This is a genomic window from Phormidium sp. CCY1219 (assembly GCF_055795085.1).
In genome coordinates this window covers 1-16,954 of sequence record NZ_JAYFEQ010000709.1, presented here as the reverse complement: position 1 = coordinate 16,954, position 16,954 = coordinate 1, and the positions used below count along the sequence as shown (strand labels likewise).

15 protein-coding genes are annotated in these 16,954 nt (G+C 49.2%); 7 read left to right on the top strand and 8 right to left on the bottom strand.

Annotated features, from left to right (window positions below):
• Positions 1–357 precede the first annotated feature (357 nt).
• The 5 genes from AC0QH1_RS21060 (at position 358) to AC0QH1_RS21040 (ending at position 5,249) form a co-directional block, all read left to right on the top strand.
• Positions 358–1,512 carry an ABC transporter ATP-binding protein gene (locus tag AC0QH1_RS21060; protein ID WP_324633280.1) on the top strand — a complete coding sequence of 385 codons (1,155 nt, stop codon included), beginning with the start codon at positions 358–360 and terminating at the stop codon, positions 1,510–1,512.
• 56 nt (positions 1,513–1,568) lie between these two features.
• Positions 1,569–1,976, top strand: a complete 408-nt coding sequence (locus AC0QH1_RS21055) for a hypothetical protein (protein ID WP_324633279.1) — start codon at positions 1,569–1,571, stop codon at positions 1,974–1,976.
• Positions 1,977–2,015: 39 nt separating this feature from the next.
• Complete coding sequence (locus AC0QH1_RS21050) at positions 2,016–3,176, top strand: ABC transporter substrate-binding protein (protein ID WP_324633278.1); 1,161 nt, start codon at positions 2,016–2,018, stop codon at positions 3,174–3,176.
• Positions 3,177–3,413: 237 nt separating this feature from the next.
• Entirely contained in the window at positions 3,414–4,352 is a 939-nt protein-coding gene (locus AC0QH1_RS21045) for an ABC transporter permease (RefSeq protein ID WP_442957349.1), read from the top strand.
• A 51-nt stretch (positions 4,353–4,403) separates the two neighbouring features.
• Entirely contained in the window at positions 4,404–5,249 is an 846-nt protein-coding gene (locus AC0QH1_RS21040) for an ABC transporter permease (protein ID WP_324633277.1), read from the top strand.
• Between the two features lie 965 nt (positions 5,250–6,214).
• Here the strand turns inward: AC0QH1_RS21040 and AC0QH1_RS21035 are convergent.
• The 3 genes from AC0QH1_RS21035 to dusA form a co-directional block, all read right to left on the bottom strand.
• Complete coding sequence (locus AC0QH1_RS21035) at positions 6,215–8,239, bottom strand: serine/threonine-protein kinase (RefSeq protein ID WP_324633276.1); 2,025 nt, start codon at positions 8,237–8,239, stop codon at positions 6,215–6,217.
• A gap of 312 nt (positions 8,240–8,551) precedes the next feature.
• A complete protein-coding gene (locus AC0QH1_RS21030) occupies positions 8,552–9,550 on the bottom strand; it encodes a pyruvate kinase (RefSeq protein WP_324633281.1) in 999 nt (332 codons plus the stop codon).
• Between the two features lie 100 nt (positions 9,551–9,650).
• On the bottom strand, positions 9,651–10,673 hold the full coding sequence (gene dusA / locus AC0QH1_RS21025; RefSeq protein ID WP_324633275.1) for a tRNA dihydrouridine(20/20a) synthase DusA: 1,023 nt from the start codon (positions 10,671–10,673) through the stop codon (positions 9,651–9,653).
• Positions 10,674–10,761: 88 nt separating this feature from the next.
• On the opposite strand from dusA, the gene AC0QH1_RS21020 reads away from it, so the two are divergent.
• Positions 10,762–10,920 (top strand): hypothetical protein, encoded by a 159-nt coding sequence (locus AC0QH1_RS21020; RefSeq protein WP_324633274.1) that lies wholly within the window; start codon positions 10,762–10,764, stop codon positions 10,918–10,920.
• A 48-nt stretch (positions 10,921–10,968) separates the two neighbouring features.
• Positions 10,969–11,166 (top strand): hypothetical protein, encoded by a 198-nt coding sequence (locus AC0QH1_RS21015; protein WP_324633273.1) that lies wholly within the window; start codon positions 10,969–10,971, stop codon positions 11,164–11,166.
• A 535-nt stretch (positions 11,167–11,701) separates the two neighbouring features.
• Here AC0QH1_RS21015 and AC0QH1_RS21010 read toward each other — a convergent pair.
• From AC0QH1_RS21010 to AC0QH1_RS20990, 5 genes are all read right to left on the bottom strand, one after another.
• The gene (locus AC0QH1_RS21010) at positions 11,702–12,007 is read right to left on the bottom strand and encodes a hypothetical protein (RefSeq protein ID WP_324633272.1); all 306 of its coding nucleotides are present in this window, start codon (positions 12,005–12,007) and stop codon (positions 11,702–11,704) included.
• Between the two features lie 180 nt (positions 12,008–12,187).
• Positions 12,188–12,589, bottom strand: a complete 402-nt coding sequence (locus tag AC0QH1_RS21005) for a hypothetical protein (RefSeq protein WP_324633271.1) — start codon at positions 12,587–12,589, stop codon at positions 12,188–12,190.
• A 239-nt stretch (positions 12,590–12,828) separates the two neighbouring features.
• Positions 12,829–14,508: a hypothetical protein gene (locus tag AC0QH1_RS21000; protein ID WP_324633270.1), complete on the bottom strand. Its 1,680-nt coding sequence runs from the start codon at positions 14,506–14,508 to the stop codon at positions 12,829–12,831.
• Positions 14,505–14,879, bottom strand: a complete 375-nt coding sequence (locus AC0QH1_RS20995; RefSeq protein WP_324633269.1) for a hypothetical protein — start codon at positions 14,877–14,879, stop codon at positions 14,505–14,507. Before AC0QH1_RS20995 ends, AC0QH1_RS21000 begins: the two co-directional genes overlap by 4 nt.
• Positions 14,880–14,912: 33 nt before the next feature.
• A partial coding sequence (locus tag AC0QH1_RS20990; RefSeq protein ID WP_324633268.1) for a CHAT domain-containing protein occupies positions 14,913–16,954 on the bottom strand: 2,042 nt, incomplete at its 5' end.

Here is a 16,954-nt window from a genome sequence, read left to right as displayed (position 1 = left end):
AACCCAGATCTCAAAGGTCTGGGCGCAGAAGCCCGCGCCGTACCGCCTAAGCGGTCGGCGTCGGGAGTACGTCACCTAGGAGCAAAAGTGGCGATCGCCTCATCCCCGATCTCGCGAGGTGCAATGGCACCGTGCTGCTGGCAGATTCGTGGATGGTCACTCCTTCGCTGATGCAGCAATTCCGGGGATTTCAGAACTCTCATGGCTCAAGTTCCGGTAAAAACTGCGCGAGAAAGAAACATTAAGATTACCATTCTCCGAATTCGGTGGATAGAATAAACCCAAGTCAGATCGGATCGGCTGAACTGACTCCACCACTTGCACACTCTATTGAGGGGCATCACCGCCATTGCCATCATGTTTCAAACTGCTACAACTCACCTTCCTGACGCCACTGGAACCGATGCACTCTTCGATGTGGAACTTCGCAAGGTCTTTAAGGTCTTTGACGGCGAAACGGCTGTCCGAGCGGTAGACCTGCAAGTTCGTCGTGGGGAATTTTTTAGCATCCTCGGGCCTTCCGGTTGCGGTAAAACCACCATGCTGCGATTGATCGGGGGTTTTGAAACTCCCTCGGCGGGAGAAGTGCTGATTCGCGGGAAGTCGATGAACCAAGTCCCCGCTTATCAGCGCCCGGTGAATACGGTATTCCAAAGCTATGCCCTGTTCAACCACATGTCGATCGCCCAAAATATTGCTTTCGGGTTGCGGATTAAAGGCTACAACAAAGCTCAAGTGGAAGAACGGGTGAAAGAAGCGCTTAATTTGGTCAAAATGGAGTCTTACGCCAATCGCTTTCCTTCCCAACTCTCGGGGGGTCAGCAGCAACGGGTGGCGTTGGCTAGGGCGCTGGTAAATCGCCCCACGGTGGTTTTGCTGGATGAACCTTTAGGCGCTTTGGATTTGAAGCTGCGTAAGCAAATGCAGGTGGAATTGTCAAACCTGCACCGGGATTTGAGCTTGACGTTTGTGATGGTGACTCACGATCAGGAGGAGGCGCTCTCTCTGTCGGATCGCATCGCGGTGATGCATGATGGCAGAATCGAGCAAGTCGGCAGGCCTACGGAAATCTACGAGCATCCTCGCAGTGCTTTTGTGGCTGATTTTATTGGGGAAACTAATTTGTTGCCCGGTCGGTTGGAAAATGGCGATCGCGCTGGCGTGTTGATTCGCACGGGCAGCGGACTGAAAATTGCCGTGCAACCGCCTGATTCTTGGAATGAAAATGCCACCCAGCTCACGGTCAGCATCCGTCCGGAAAAGATTAACCTCAGTCTCTATCCCCCGGAGGTGGAGGTCAATTGCTTTGAAGGTCGTCTGAAAAATGTCATGTATCTGGGCACCCACGTGCAATATCTGGTGGAATTACTCTCGGGCGATCGCCTGACGGTCTTGCAACCCAATACGGTGGCGAACACTCTCCCAGACCCGGATACCCCCATCTATACCCATTGGCATCCCACTGACTGTATCGCTTTGGCTTCTACTCACCCGGATGGCGCGGTGGGATGAATGAGTCTATCCTCTCAATCCCCTATCTGTTGCACTAAACACCCACGATACCCACCATGAATTTACAGGGAGTCAATCAATTTTTAGCAGAACTCGAATCCCACTGCCCCCAACGAGCGATCGCTACTTTTCTCGGAAGTGATGGTCAACCCTTCGCGATCGACCTGACTCGCAAAGGCACCCAAATCATTTATGGCTCTCAACCGCAGATGAAAGAGTTGCTGATTGCCAAACTCCTCCACCACACCCATCCGGTGGCTTCGTTAATCCTGCGCTCTTTTCTCCCAGAATTGGACGAACTGACTCAACTCCCCATTAAAGAAATCCGGGGCTATGTCCTCAAACGTCTCGGTTCGCAATTAGAATTTGAAAAGCTCTCCCCGGAACAAATGTTTGCCTGCCAAAATACCGATGCCGAAACGGGAGAACCTCTCCCCCTCGAACAATCGGTACGCTACTGTTAACTGATATCCTGCTGGTCACAGACAACACAAGAGAAAATAGTGCCGACCCCTGATTTGTCTCAATCTCGCATCTACAGCGCAACTACTACGCGGCGTCAGTTCTTGCGGACGTCTGCGGCGGCCCTGTCTGGTCTCGCACTGTCGAGTTGTGGATGGACTTTGGGCGCAACGCCTAGTGAAGGGGAAGTCGAACCGGGTGCTAATGATTTGGTGCGCTCGACTTCTTCCGATGAACTGTTCATCTACACCTGGTCCGATTACACCGATGAGGAGTTGCTTGCAAGTTTTACCGCAAAAACTGGCATTAAAGTCATCGTCGATATCTTTGACTCGAATGAGGCAATGTTGGCGAAAATTCAAGCCGGTGGCGGTAGCTCTTACAGTATCATCTATCCCTCGGATTACATGGTGGGTCGGATGGTCCAATTACAATTGCTCCGTCAAGTCGATCGCTCTCGTCTGGTGGGTCTGGACAATCTATTCCCCAAGTTCCAAGACCCACTCTACGATCCGCTCAACCGCTACAGCATTCCCTTTACCTGGGGCACTACGGGTCTGATTTACAACGCCGCTAAGCTTTCTAGTCCGCCCCAAGATTGGGATTATCTCTGGCAACAAGAATCGCAATTGTCTCGCCGCGTGACGTTGATGAATGACGTGCGCGAGGTGTTCGGCGCTGGTTTGCGATCGCTGGGCTTCTCTTATAATTCCACTGACTCGGACCGGATTCGCTCGGCTTACCAACATCTGGTAGACCTCAAACCGACTTTGGCGAATTTTACCACCGACGGTTGGCGCGATTTAATCCTGGCAGGGGATTTGGAAGTGGCAATGGGCTACTCGTTTGATGCTCTGGCTGTATCTGACGAAAATCCCGACCTCCAGTATTTGGTTCCTCTCAGTGGTTCTTCTCTGTGGACCGATACAATGGTAATTCCAAAAAATGCTCCGAATGTTGAAGGAGCCTATGCCTGGATGAATTTTATGCTCCAACCAGAAGTCTCTGCGGCTCTCATCGAACGTCTCTATTTCGCGACGCCCAATCGCGCCGCTTACAATCTTTTACCCCCAGAATTCCAAAACAATCCAACTCTTTTCCCTCCGGAATCTATCCTCGATCGCTGTGAAGGAATTCTCCCCCTGAGTTCGGACAAGGAAAAGGAATATGCCCGCTATTGGATTCGCTTGAAAAGTGTTTAAGGGTTCCATGACTCGACTATCGCCCAGGGAATTATCTATTTCTCGCTTTCGAGAAATAAGAACTAGCATTAATGAGGCTTATATTGGCAATTACTCTGTCATTTTATGGTTCAGAAAAAGCAGGAATGACTTACTTGAAATCAACAGTTTTTATTCTTCCTTTCCGCGCTACATTGCGTGGGGGTTAAAACAAACGGTGCAGATGTTTTCACGAATGGCCTGGTTTGGGTGCAAAATATGACTCCTCCCACTACTGTTTCTCCAAGCAAACCGAAAAACGAACCGAAAACGGGACGTCGGCCAAAACCCAATTGGCTCGGCCCTTTGGCATTACTCGGACCGGCAGGAATTTGGTTGCTGCTGTTGCTGGTTCTGCCCACTCTGGTGATTTTTCAACTGAGTTTGGTGCCGGAAATTCAACCGGGCGATCGCGTGATTCCCTCGGGTCTGGATAACTATTGCCGCGTTTTGGGCTTCGAACAATGCAAGCTGTCGGATTTCGACCCGGTTTACTTACAAGTTATCGGGCGATCGCTGTTTTTTGCCACCGGCTCGACGCTCCTGTGTCTGCTGTTGGGCTTTCCGGTTGCCTATTGGTTGGCCCTGGATACGCCAAAACGCTGGCGCAATTTACTGTTGCTTGGCTTTGTTTTGCCCCTGTGGACTTCTTCTCTGCTGCGCTCTTATGCCTGGAAAACGATTCTGCGCCCCAGCGGGGTTCTCAATACTATCCTGACGACTATCGGACTCCCTTCTGTGGATTTGCTACACCAAAGTTCGGCAGTTCTTATCGGCATGAGTTACAGTTTCTTGCCCTATATGGTGCTGATTCTCTACGCTTCTTTAGAAAAGCTGGATCGTCGGTTGTTAGAAGCAGCTTCGGATTTGGGCGCAAACCCGGTGCAGGTGTTTTGGAAAATTACGGTTCCTCAAACTCTACCGGGAATTGCAGCGGGGTCTTTGTTGGTGTTTATTAGCGCAATGGGGGATTTTGTCAATCCGGAATTGTTGGGCGGCGCGTCTAGTATGACGGTCTCTCGATTGATTTACGATCAGTTTTTGGGCGTGGCGCGCGATTGGGGCTTTGGGTCGGCGCTGAGTATGGTGTTGATTATGGCAGTGAGTCTGGCGATCGCTGGCTTGATTCGCTTCGGCGATGCCTCTCCTAAAAAATAATAATGGCTCGATTAATGTTAACCGTAGGTAATGTGGAAGTGGTGAAGGTTGATGGCACAAACCCATCTCAAACAGGAGGACATTCCGGTAGATATGATGAACAGCAAGCCGAGAATTAATGTCTCTTGGCAGCTCGCGTTTGCCGGAGTGATGTTCTTTTTCATGTATTTGCCAATTCTGGTACTGGCGTTTTACAGCTTCAATCAGTCTCGCTATAGCGCGGGATGGGAAGGGTTTACGTTGAAGTGGTATCTCAGCTTGTTTCAAGATGAGTCGATTCTTCATGCCCTGCAAAATAGTTTGATTGTCGGATTTTCTGCGATCGCAATTTCGGCGGTGGTGGGGACGTTAATGGCCGTGGGATTGGCCCGCTATCGTTTCCCGGGCAAAACTTTATATCTGGGCGTGTCTTATCTACCGTTAATCGTTCCGGATATCGCGATCGCTGTGGCAACTTTGGTCTTCCTCGCCGCCGTACAAATTAATTTGAGCATCTGGACGATTATTGCCGCCCATATTGTCTTCTGTTTGGCTTATATCGGTTTGGTGGTCTCGACTCGCCTGAATGATTTAGACCCCCATTTGGAAGAGGCTGCCCTGGATTTGGGCGCAACGCCAGTGCAAGCGTTTCTCCAAGTGTTGCTCCCTCAATTGATGCCAGGAATTATCTCCGGTTGCTTGTTGGCTTTCGTCCTTAGTTTGGACGATTTGTTAATCGCCAGTTTTACCGCCGGTAGCGGCGCAGTCACTCTGCCAATGGAAATTTTCGGTCGCATTAGAACTGGGGTAAAACCTGATATTAATGCCCTCAGTGTGGTGCTGATTCTCGCCTCGGGTGCGATCGCCTTTATCGGCGAGTTCATCCGCTCTCGCAGCGAACAAAAACGCCGCCAATAATCTCCGGCAAAACCGAACCCTGATTTTTTTCGCTTTTTTGTCAATCTGGGGTTGACTCTTTTTGCGATTTGCGTTAAAATCTGAATAATGGGAAAGGTGTGGCCATATATATAGGGTTCCGCAAGTCACCTCCCCCCTCATGTGGAACCATTTAACCCCTGAATTAGCCCAGTTGGCAATAAAATACGCGGCGTTTCGACCGCAAAATCCTGCGGGTTTCGGGTGACAATTCCCTCCAGTTCATTCACCCTAGCCGTGGCATACTCAATCCTCACCTGGCGCATCGCGAAAATTTGCCCCTAGGGCGATCGCAATTGCTTCTCGATTAACCGTGGCAATTTGCAAAAAGCTGAATATTGTTCTTAAAAAATTCCGAGTCGCAGATTTTCCTTTGTCTTTCCGCTTATCGGTCAGTTTTTCCCACTGATGGCGTGGTAGTGGCGAAATAACTGTGGCGCTGTCGCCATAGTTTGGCTATCCCTAGGGTAGAAGGTTAAGCTAGCGGCGAAATAACTATTGCGGAAATCGGTAGAGTTTTCCATCCCTAGAGTGGAGAGTTGGGCTAGCGGCGAAATAACTATTGCGGTTATCGGTAGAGTTTTCCATCCCTGGAGTGGAGGGTTAAGCTAGCGGCGAAATAACTATTGCGGATATCGGTAAAGTTTTTCTATCCCTACTGCGTGAAGCGAAGTTACGCCCAAGGGAATCGCCCATCAAATTAATCCAATTTTCCTGTAGAGACGCCGATTCATCGCGTCTCCCACCGCGTCGCTACCAACAGACAACCTAACAACTGCAAGGATTGTTCTCTGTGGGTGGAATTGCGGAAGGCAAAATAACAGTTATCTGTGAGTAGCATAGCGTGAGAGACGCCACAAATGGCTGTCTCTACATGAGGGGAACCAAGGCATCGGCGCGAAAATTGTCCCGAAACGGGGAAGAACCCTGATGATAGCGACTTCCCTTTACTTCTTGCGCCAAATTTTGATAGTATCTCCAATGCCACCCACAAGAGTCTGTCCATCGGGGCTAATTGCTACAGAATAAACATTGCTGTAACGATCCTCTAGGGTGCGAATTAAATTTCCGGTTGCCAGATTCCAGATTTTGATAGTATTGTCATCACTGCCACTGACAAGGGTCTGCCCATCGGGGCTAATTGCTACAGAATTAACCTCGTTAGAATGATCGTATAGGGTGCGAATTAAATGCCCACTTGCCAGATTCCGGATTCTGATATTGCTCCAAGTGCCAATCACAAGGGTCTGCCCATCGGGGCTAATTGCTATAGACTCACTCATGCTGGAAGTACCCTCTAGGGTGCGGATAAAATCCCCGGTTGCCAGATCCCAGATATTGATAGCAACGAATGGCGGACTACTACCACTGACAAGAGTCTGCCCATCGGGGCTAATTGCTACAAATTGAACCGCGTTGAAAACAGGGTAATCACCCTGGTTGGTGATGCTGCGAATTAAATCGCCGGTTTCCAGATTCCAAACTTTAATCCTTGCATCATCACTGCCACTGACAAGGGTTTGCCCATCGGCGCTAATTGCTACAGAATTAACTATGCCGAAATGATCCTCTAGGGTGCGGATTAAATCGCCGGTTTCCCGATTCCAAATTTTAATCGTTTTATCATCACTGCCACTGACAAGGGTCTGCCCATCGGGGCTAATTGCTACAGAATTAACCCTGCCGACATGACCCTCTAGGGTGTGGATTAAATCCCCGGTTGCCAGATTCCAGATTTTAATCGTTTTATTATCACTGCCAGTGACAAGGGTCTGCCCATCCGGGCTAATTACCATAGAATTAGCTATGGAACGATTTTCTAGTGTATTTGCTAGGCTGAGATCGCAATAGCTTTCTCTCCTGAAAACGCAGGGATTCTCTTTTAGAGCGCTATACAAACCTACGCCTGCGCCGCCCAACGCCCCCAGGATCAATAGCCCCGTCAATAAAACCGATTCCCCTTGACTTACAGGCCGCCGATATAGTAACGGATTACGCCATTCTTGTGACGAATTAGGAGGTGGATTCAGATCTACCGTTGTCTCTAACTGGAGATTAGGAGGTGTCTCTAACTGACGTTCCAGTTCCCCAATGCGCTGCAATAATTCCCGAGCATTCCAAGGTCTTTTGCTAGGAATTCGGGCCATTAAACTATCGATAAAATTTAAGAACAGGGGCGAGGTTCCTAAAACATGACCGCGCCAGTTTAACTCATCATTATGAGCATCATACAAATCAACCGGCTCCTCTCCAGTTAATAAATACACAAACGTCCGTCCCAAGGCAAAAAAATCGGATTGCGGTAGGGCTTGGCCATTCTGCTGTTCTGGAGGCGTATATCCGGCTGAACTCACTGAGGTAATGCTGCCCGCCCCACCCATTTTCGCTAAATAAGTATAAGTTTCTTGCCGCGCCGTGCCAAAATCAATCAATACCAATTGTCCATTGGGGCGCAACATGATATTTGGCGGCTTAATATCTCGATGAAAAAACTGCTTCTCATGGACAAGCTGCAAAATATCGGCAATTTCTTTTAACCATTCAATCGCTTGTTCCTGAGTAATCCCTTGATTGTGCCTTTGGTCTAACCACTCCTGTAAATTTACCCCCTCAATTTTTTCCATGACAATGCAGTGCAGCCCCACACCCTGTTTTGTCTGATACTGGAAGTAACTATCGACTTGGGGAATACCAGGATGAGAGAGTTGCCCCAAAACTTTGACTTCTCGCTGAAACAATTCAACGGCTTTTGCGTTGCTATTCCACTCTTGTTTCAGGACTTTGAGAATTTTTGGGATACCGAGATGGTCTACTTCGTAAATGTTGCCAAACCCGCTGCGATCGCTCAACAGTCGCATAATGCGATAGCGCCCTTCGAGGAGTAAATCGGAACCGCAACTCTGACAGTAGCGGCGATTGAGATTATCCGGGCGATCCGGTTGGCGGCAATGGGGGTTAATGCAAAGGCTCATACGGTTTCAGGTTTGGCGAATGGGAGGAACTCAGGGCGGTAGAAAGCCCACTGATTGCCAATGAACTGCCAGCCTGCAATTATGCCTGCCCGGAGTATTCCCTCATTATGGCATAGCAATGGGCGATCGGGTAGGGAAAGATGAAAGTCTCGGGTATAAAGCGTTATTTCCGGTTAAGAAGCATCCCGAATGCCTACCTTGTGTCCTCTACTGGCGCGGTTGTCAGGGCACAAGAAACCGAGTTGACTATTGCTCACTTGTTGTAAATTCGTACAACGGTGCAAAATTCGCTTGGTCACTGTTGGTTTATGCCTACCTTAAATTGCCCTCGTTCAGGGTTGAAATTCCTGCATTCAAAAACGCGCCTAAAAATTCGGCCACCTTCTCCGGATGCTGCCCGATCGCGGTTTCATCGGAAAGCACAATTCCATCAAAACCCGCTTGTTGGATATCGTACAAATGCACTACTTCGCTGCGGGTGGGTTTGGGGAAATGGGTCATATATTCCAACACTTGACCCGCTAAATACTTCGGAGACGATAACTCGGGAAAGGCGCGGATAAATTGAGCTTGCAATTGCCCCAAGGCGGTTAATCCCGCTTGTGCGCCTAAATCGCCGCGACACAACCACAATTCGTCAAATACTCTATCGATAGTGTTTAAATGCATCAAAGATTCCGGGCGTTCTAATTTAGCGATTAAATGGCGATCGCCGATAAGTTGGCGCAACAGTGGTGCTTCCGTACCATCGAAGACAAAGGAACAGGCAAACTGCACGAAGGGATACTGCAATCCCACCGCGATCGCTGCTTTATCTCCCTGGGAAACCTGGGTAAAGGGTACCGGATGATGGGTGCGATTGATGCCTTTACAGGAGTCTAATGCCCCATTTTGAATTACTCTCCCTCGGGCCGTTTGCTTATCGATGATTTCGGTAATTTCTACTTTGATTTTAGCATCGTTGAGAGACAAAATATCGCCTGTAGCTAACACGCGAAATAAATCCGGATGGGGAACGGGTAGGCGTTGTCGGCTGTGGGATTTATCTCCTAAAAATAAGCAGATGTTTTCTGGAATTTGCTCACAGTTGGGATAGGAACCGATTCGCATTTTCGAGCCTTGCAGGTCTAAAACCACAGGCAATTCGGTGCCAATTTGGTGAAAAGTATCGGTGAGTTGGGTTAACCAGCGGTTCAAGCTTTGGGCATTTGAATGCGCCACGTTCAAGCGAAAGCGATCGCTAATTTTGCTTAACTTGAAAATCAGGTCTGGATTGCTGCTTGCCGGTCCTAAAGTGCAAATCGCTTTCATCAAAACTCGCTCTCTATTACTTGACTAACTGAGGAAACCTGTAAGGTATAAAAAAGGGTGGGCGGTACCCACCCGACAGCTATGTGGCGGTGAGTGGCAGTTAAAGGGGAACTTTGGCTAATGCGGCGCGAATCACATCCGACCCTGCGCCGGGAAGGTGTGCGTTTTCGCTGATATGGCGTTTCCACGCTCTGCTTCCCGGTTGCCCGGTGAATAATTGTAGCATGTGACGGCTGATTTTATGCAGGGTAATCCCTTTCGCCATCCATTCATCGATATAGGGAAGCATGGCGTTAACGACTTGGTGACGGGTGGGCGGGGCGACGGGTTCGCCGTAGATGTCGCGATCGCAGGTGGCAAATAAGTAGGGATTATCGTAAGCGGCCCGTCCGATCGTTACCGCATCTACCTGCTGTAAGTGAGTTCGCACTTGGTCTAGGGTGACGATTCCGCCATTGATGTCGATAATTAGGTGAGGGAATTCTCGTTTGAGCCGATAAATATCCTCGTAACGCAAGGGGGGAACCGTGCGATTTTCTTTGGGATTTAAGCCGGATAACCACGCTTTGCGGGCATGTACGATAAAGCGCTGACAGCCGGTGGCGGATACAGTGCGAACGAAGTGCGCCATGTCTTCATAGCGATCGCGATCGTCAATCCCGATCCGATGTTTCACGGTGACGGGCAAGTTGGTTGCTTTTTGCATCGCCTCCACTCCCCGCGCCACGCGGTCCGGTTGTGCCATCAAACAGGCCCCGAAGTTGCCGTTTTGTACCCGAGAACTGGGACATCCCACATTTAAGTTAATCTCGTCATACCCCATATCTTTCGCAATGCGCGCACTTTCGGCAAGTTCGGTGGGGTCGTCTCCGCCCACTTGTAGCGCCAGGGGCTTTTCTTCCGGGGAAAATCCCAGCAGCACTTCGCGATCGCCGTGCATAATTGCCGCCGTGGTTATCATTTCCGTATAAAGCAAGGTGCGGCGGGTAATCTGGCGCATAAAATAGCGAAAGTGGCGATCGGTTCTATCCATCATCGGGGCCACGCTTAAGAGATGTGCCGTTTGTGCGGATTGGCGGGTTTCTTGGGGTTGGGATAAAAGTGCTGTGTTGTTTCCTGTCATTGTTCTGCGTTGAATGGGTCTCGCTTGCTTCGCCTACATGGGGTAGGATAAAGTAGGGTTCGCTGTGGGTTCCGGGTTGCACCGGGAAATGGCATCAGGCGCTGTTTCCTTGGGTGTTTATTCTATCCAGAGTCACGCGATCGCCGGTGAATTCACCCCGAATGCCGACTCGACTAATTTAGCATTTTCAACCGGACAATGGCCGCGATCGGGCAAACCTGTCAAAATGGGGCGAATTATGGCATAATGAAGAAAAACCACACTGACATTTATTCCTTGGAGGTCGAATCAGAAAATGGGACGCCAAGCTAAGTTAAAAAAACTCCGTCACTCTCAACCCGCGCCATCTGCGCCCGACGCGCAACCGCAACTGGAAGCGCCGACGCAATTCGTGCGCCAATTGGAACGAGAAGGATATCAATTGAATGGGATGACCTCGAGTCCCGATGTGCCACCACCCCCTCGCGAACCGAAGCGGGATCCGCAGGTGTAGCGGCGCAAGTGAGGCGATCGCGCCCTGGAGTGGTACAATAGAGGTGAGAGATTTAGTATAACTCAGTTGTCCCCCATTATAACCCGATCGCCGTCAACGCAAATCCTACTCAACCCAATTCTCTAGATTCAAACCCTCAACTCGGCTAAACTCTTTAATATTATTAGTCACTAATATCAGTCCCCGATTGACCGCTTGAGCGGCAATCAGTAAATCATAACTGCCAATGGGTTGCCCTCGTTGCTCTCAGGCGGCTCGAATTTCGCTAAATTTTTGAGCATCTTCTGGGCAAAAACCGACAATTTGAAACGGCAAACAAAAGCGAGTTAAGGTTTCTCGATCGCCCTGGGTGTTTTGGCTTTTTGTTGCTCCATATTCTAGCTCTGCTAAAGTAAATGATAGAAAGTCCAACCTCTCCAGAATCGAGTTTTTGCAATCGCTCCTTAACCCTCAAAGGTCTTTGTTTAATGACATAAATAAAAATGTTAGTATCGAGTAAAAATATCATTCAAACATATCCTCTCGTCTTGGAATTTTAGGTGGTTCTCGAAACCTCTAAAAAGTCCGAGCTAAACTGAGATAAGTTATTCCACCAAGTTTCATCAAAACATGGCTTTGCTTGAGAGTCTTGTTCCTGAGTTCGGCGATCGTCAGCCATAATTTGATTAATATAGGCTAAAACCCGATCGACCTGGGATTCCGGGAGGGTTTGAATGGCTTGAATCAGTTTTTCTCTGGCTGTCATCTGTTGTTCGCTTTTATGAAGTGGGCATGGTTCGACCCGATCGCGGCTCAATTCTCCTCCATTATAACCCGATCGCCGTAAACGCTGGTCAATCATAAGCTTCTACAAAGGGGGGTCGTTCAATAAATCCAAACACTCTTCCACCTCTTTCATTTCTTCCTCCATTGGCACAAAAGCGATCGCCATTTGCTGGTGATGCAACCCCTGTTAATTCAACTCCGGCGCGGGCGCCAGGAGATTTAGGGGCGATCGCCTCTGATTTATGCAGATTTGCCGTTAGTCATCGTAGCTGAAACGCAAGGGTACGAATTCACTGGAGGATTGGGTTTTGCACAAAACCTCTTTATCGTCGCGGGCGTTTTTCACGCAACTCACCTCGCGCTTAAATTGTTCTAGGTTGGTTTTATAGTTCCCCGGGTCGATCCGCAATTCTTCCCGAAATTGACCCCAAGTTACATCAACTACTTCCTCCTCGCAAATCATTTCCACTTCGCCGCGTTCGATGTCCATATCTCCCACATCTACTTCAAATTCCGCATCCTCGATTTCTAGGATGGTGCAGGTTTCCAGTTCCGCGCGATTCCCGCAACTGGTTAAAGCACTCATCGCCACCGCAAAACCGGCAATGGCGATCGCCCGGATCCGTTTCCGCGATTCCGCATTGTTGTTTAAACTCATCTCTAACCTGGGATAGATTGCAGCACTATTTTAGCTCAGTTTTTCTGTCCCTTTTGTCAGTTTGATTACCACAGTTTTGTCCGCTTGTCAAGCCCTCTTGAAAGCGAATCTAACGATAAATATTCCGCAAGTACAAAGTCGAACCCCATATCCTTATCTAAGGATAGCACCGCTCGTCATTGTGGTTTGAGATTGCTATCTGGTCAATCGTCGTTATTTCCTGTCCCCCAGCGTCACCCTCAGCGCTGTTGGTTTCGCTTCTGTACCCCTCGGGAGGGCGATCGCCTTTTTTTACTCCAATCAATGAAGCATTTTGTCACCAGGGAACCTAGAATAGCAAAGGCGAAACTCAGCAGAAAAGCGAAAATAAACGGATGAGGGCGATCGCCGTGGTATTCTTGCCAGGGAAAGGTCATGGGTTCTTGCTGGAAGATTAACGCTGTAGTCGAAGCCACGATCGCCCCCACCGCAATTCCCACCCCAACAGTTTGGATTTGGTTTTCCAGGGTGCGATCGCGTTCGGCTTGGTCAATTTCCGCTAATCCCCGAATCGTATTAATTGCTGTATCTAACAGCCGTTCCCCTTGCTGAAGATATACCAAATCCGCCTCAATTTGCCGTTGAAACGCCCCAAAAATATGATTCGCCTTATCCCGCCAACCCGTCAAATCACTTTGACTTTTTATCTCCATGCGCGTCAAAGTATTCAGATGATTTTGCCGATTGATTTTAATGGTATTCTCGAACGTGACCAAATTCCGCATTCGTTGAGAATAACGCAACGATAAATCCAACAAATTCTTAATTTCCTGCTTTAATCCCCTTAACTCGTCCTCCGACAAATCCGGCGGAACAGTCGTGGCAATATTCGGCGGAAACGTCCGAATCGTCTTCTCTATCGTTTCAATATCCCGATTCGCCCTTTCATATTCCTCACGACTATCGAGGTAATTTTGATGAATCTTGCGCTCATAAAAAAACAACTCCGGTAACGACCATTGAACCCCATTCAGTTTCTCTTTACTCTCCTCTGAAAATAGCAGCAAAATCAGAATATGTCCGTAGGGATGGCGATTATAAAAATCCTGATATTCATACAAAAATCCCCCTAAAAACTCTCGACTTGCCCAGAAAGGCGGCGCGGTTTCTAGTGAGTCTAATTTTAACAAGTTTTGTAATAGTTCATCGGCCAAGTGTTTTCCCTTCTCCAGAGTCGCTGGGGGAGAGTCGATAAAACCACTAAACAGTATCGTTGTCCCCCAAGATGCTTGTTTTAGATGAGTTTGCAGGGGTTCGTCTAAGGTTGATGAGGTTCCCGTGAAAAATGATTCAGGGGGTCTTAATTCCGCAATATCTGAGAATTTCACCCCATCTTGTCCCAGTTTTTGGGGACGCAATAAGTGCAACAAAAAACTATAGCTATCATTCATATATTGAGGGCGGAAAGCTCCTCGATATCTGGGCGACAAACTTAAGTGTTGAATCCCGATTTTGCCCGGATTATTGATAATTTTAAAAAATGGATTATTATTCTTATTATTAGTTAACTCTTCAAAATCCGCCCTAAATAGATAGTTTTGCATGACATATTCTAGGGTCTGGCTGCTCAGATAATTGTTTAAATTAATGAGAATTTTCAGAACAATTATCCTCATTTCACCCCACCATACAAACATCTGAATTGTATCAATATACTGAAGCCAACCATCAATAATTGACCAGGGGGATAACATCTCTTTTCGCAGTTTTTTAATCAGCGAATTCACCACTCCATAATCCGCCAATAACTCTACATAATAGGCAATCATTGACCTTAAATCTAAATCCTTGTCGGCTTGCTTAAGGTCTGTGGTTCTGAGGAGTTTTAAATGATAGGTAAATAACCGAATTTCTGGGGCATAAATAACCTTGTCTGTCATGATGATTGTTGCTCATGTTGCTTTTGAGCTTGGCTGATGGTTTCATCCACAAATCTAATCGATAAGTTAGTCAATCTCAGGATTTGCGTTTCGGTTTCGTCCTCATCTGGGTCTTCGTCTTCAGGAATCGCATCACCTTGGACGACTAGGAGAGCTTGGAGAATTGAACTATATTGGTGTTCTTTACACCATTTTGTAATGGCTCGTGCTATGGTTTTAATATCATCATTGGCTTGAGCGAGGCCCCCTTGCAGTTCGCCTAAATTGTCCCAAGCTGTGGGGGGGATAATCGCACTTTCCGGTTTTTTGCTTTCTCGATGCAGAAGCAGCAAGAAAGCCCGCACAATTCGTTCTCTTTCAGGTGTGGGCATGGTCTAACCTCATCATGACTCAAGTATTCTCTATTATAAACCCGTTGCCGTAAACGCTGACCAATAATAGGCATTAGCAAACGGGGGGTCATCAAATAAATCCAAACGGCCTTCCACTTCTTCGACTTCCTCCTCCGTCGCCTTCTGGTCATGTTCTAGCCAGTGGAGAACATCAGCAGAAGATACCCCCCGCAACCAGGTTTGAGCCGCTTGCAGGGCGACTGTCACCGAGGGATAGTCTGGTAAAATTTGATAGAGGCGCAGGGTCACCAGAGTCGCCGCCAGTTCATCCACATTCCAGAGACTGGCGACCACGGTTCGCGCTCCGGCGTAGAAAAAAGCACTGGATAATCCCACATAGTCATCAGTGTCGGACGTTTCCACTAAGCCAGTTTTGCAAGCCGACAGCACCAGCAGGCGACAGAGGGGAATATTAAGACCGTTGAAAATATCCAGAAACGTCAGCTTTTCCTGATTAGCCAGTCTCAGATAGGCGTTGAGGGGGTTGCGCTGGTCAAACTCACCGTGGCAGCCAAAGTGGACCGCGTGACTCTGCTCAAGGAAGGTTTGGGTCTGGGGTTGGGTGAAATTATCCAGGGTAGCTTGGTCGCGACGCAAGACTTGATGGGGGCTGAATTGGCGCAATAATAGTTCCACTGCTAATTCAGCAAAGGCGAGATTTTTCTTGTTAGTCGGGTTTTGAATGGCGAAGAAGGGGACCGTTTCCCGGTTGAGGGGGGGACGCTGCTGGAGGTTGTTGAGAATTTGACAACTGGGGGCATATTGGACCGGGAACCAGTCTTGCAGGCATTGGCCCTCACCCCCAGAAGGCGAGGGGAGAGAGACGGGGAGAGCGTGGAGGGGGATGAGGTGCAGTTCCCGGTGGGGAATCAGGATGAGCTGTTGAATCTGGGATAATTCAGCCAGAATGCGGGGGAGTTGCAGGGCACTGCTGAGGGTTTCCAGGCGTTGGGGGAGTTGCTTATTCCAGGTGTCTTGTCCGTAGTCGCTACGGTAGTCCTGTAGGGCTTGCTCCAGGTGTTGGCGGTCCTCGGCGTTGAAGGGGTGGGGGGTAATCTGGATTTGGTCGTTTTTGCGGGTGACAAGGAAGGCATAAAACCCGGATTCCGCTTCCCTGGGGAGATACCACTCGATGAGGGCGGTTTGGGGGTTGAGGAGGCGGCGCAAGTCCGGGAGTTGGGGGGGGACTTGTTGGGTGAGGGTGAAGGTGGGATCGTCGAGTTCCGTGAGCAAGTCTTGGAATTGCTGGTTAGCCGCTTGGAGTTGTTGGCGGATGAGGGTTTCGGGTGAGGGTTGGTTGGGGTGCTTCTCGGTGGCGGGGGTGAGAGTGTCGCTGCGGGTGTAGGCGAGTTGTTGTTGGTAGCTGGCGATTTGACGGCGCAAGTCGCTGATGCGTTGTTTTTGTTCGTCCGTGGCGTTTTTGGGGTAGAGGGTGGCGCTGTCGAGGAGTTCGATCAGGGTGCGGGATTTACTGCGTTCGACGGTGAGCAAGGCTTGGGCGTAGTCTTGGTGGTTGATGCAGGCTTGCACCATTTTTTGATAGATATTGAGGGAGTTGGTGATGAGTTCCCGTTTGGTGGCTTCGGAGGTGGCCCAGTAGCGGCTTTGTTCGATGGCTAGGATGGCTTGGTTGTAGCCTTCGATGGCGATTTCCCAGTTTTGGAGGTCGTAGCCGAGGTTGCCGAGGTTGCGTCCGGTGGTCAGGCATTCAAAGGGTAAAGAGGAGGGTGTATAAACTTCTAGGGCTGCTTTGTAGGAGGCGATCGCCTCCTCCATATTGTCAGCTTGCTCTCCCCGGATGCGGTTACAGTAGGCATTCCCCAAGCCCAGTTGAGTATCTGCCCAATCTTCGGGAAAGGCGGTGCGGGTAAAGACTTCGAGGGCAGCTTTGTAGCAGCGAATGGCCTCCTCGATATTGTCCGCTCGCTCTCCCCGGATGCGGTCACAGTAGGCAGTCCCCAAGCCAATTTGAGTCGCTGCCCACTCATAGGGAAAGGCGCTGCGGGTGTACACTTCTAAGGCGGCTTGGGTGCAGCGAATGGCCTCCTCGATAT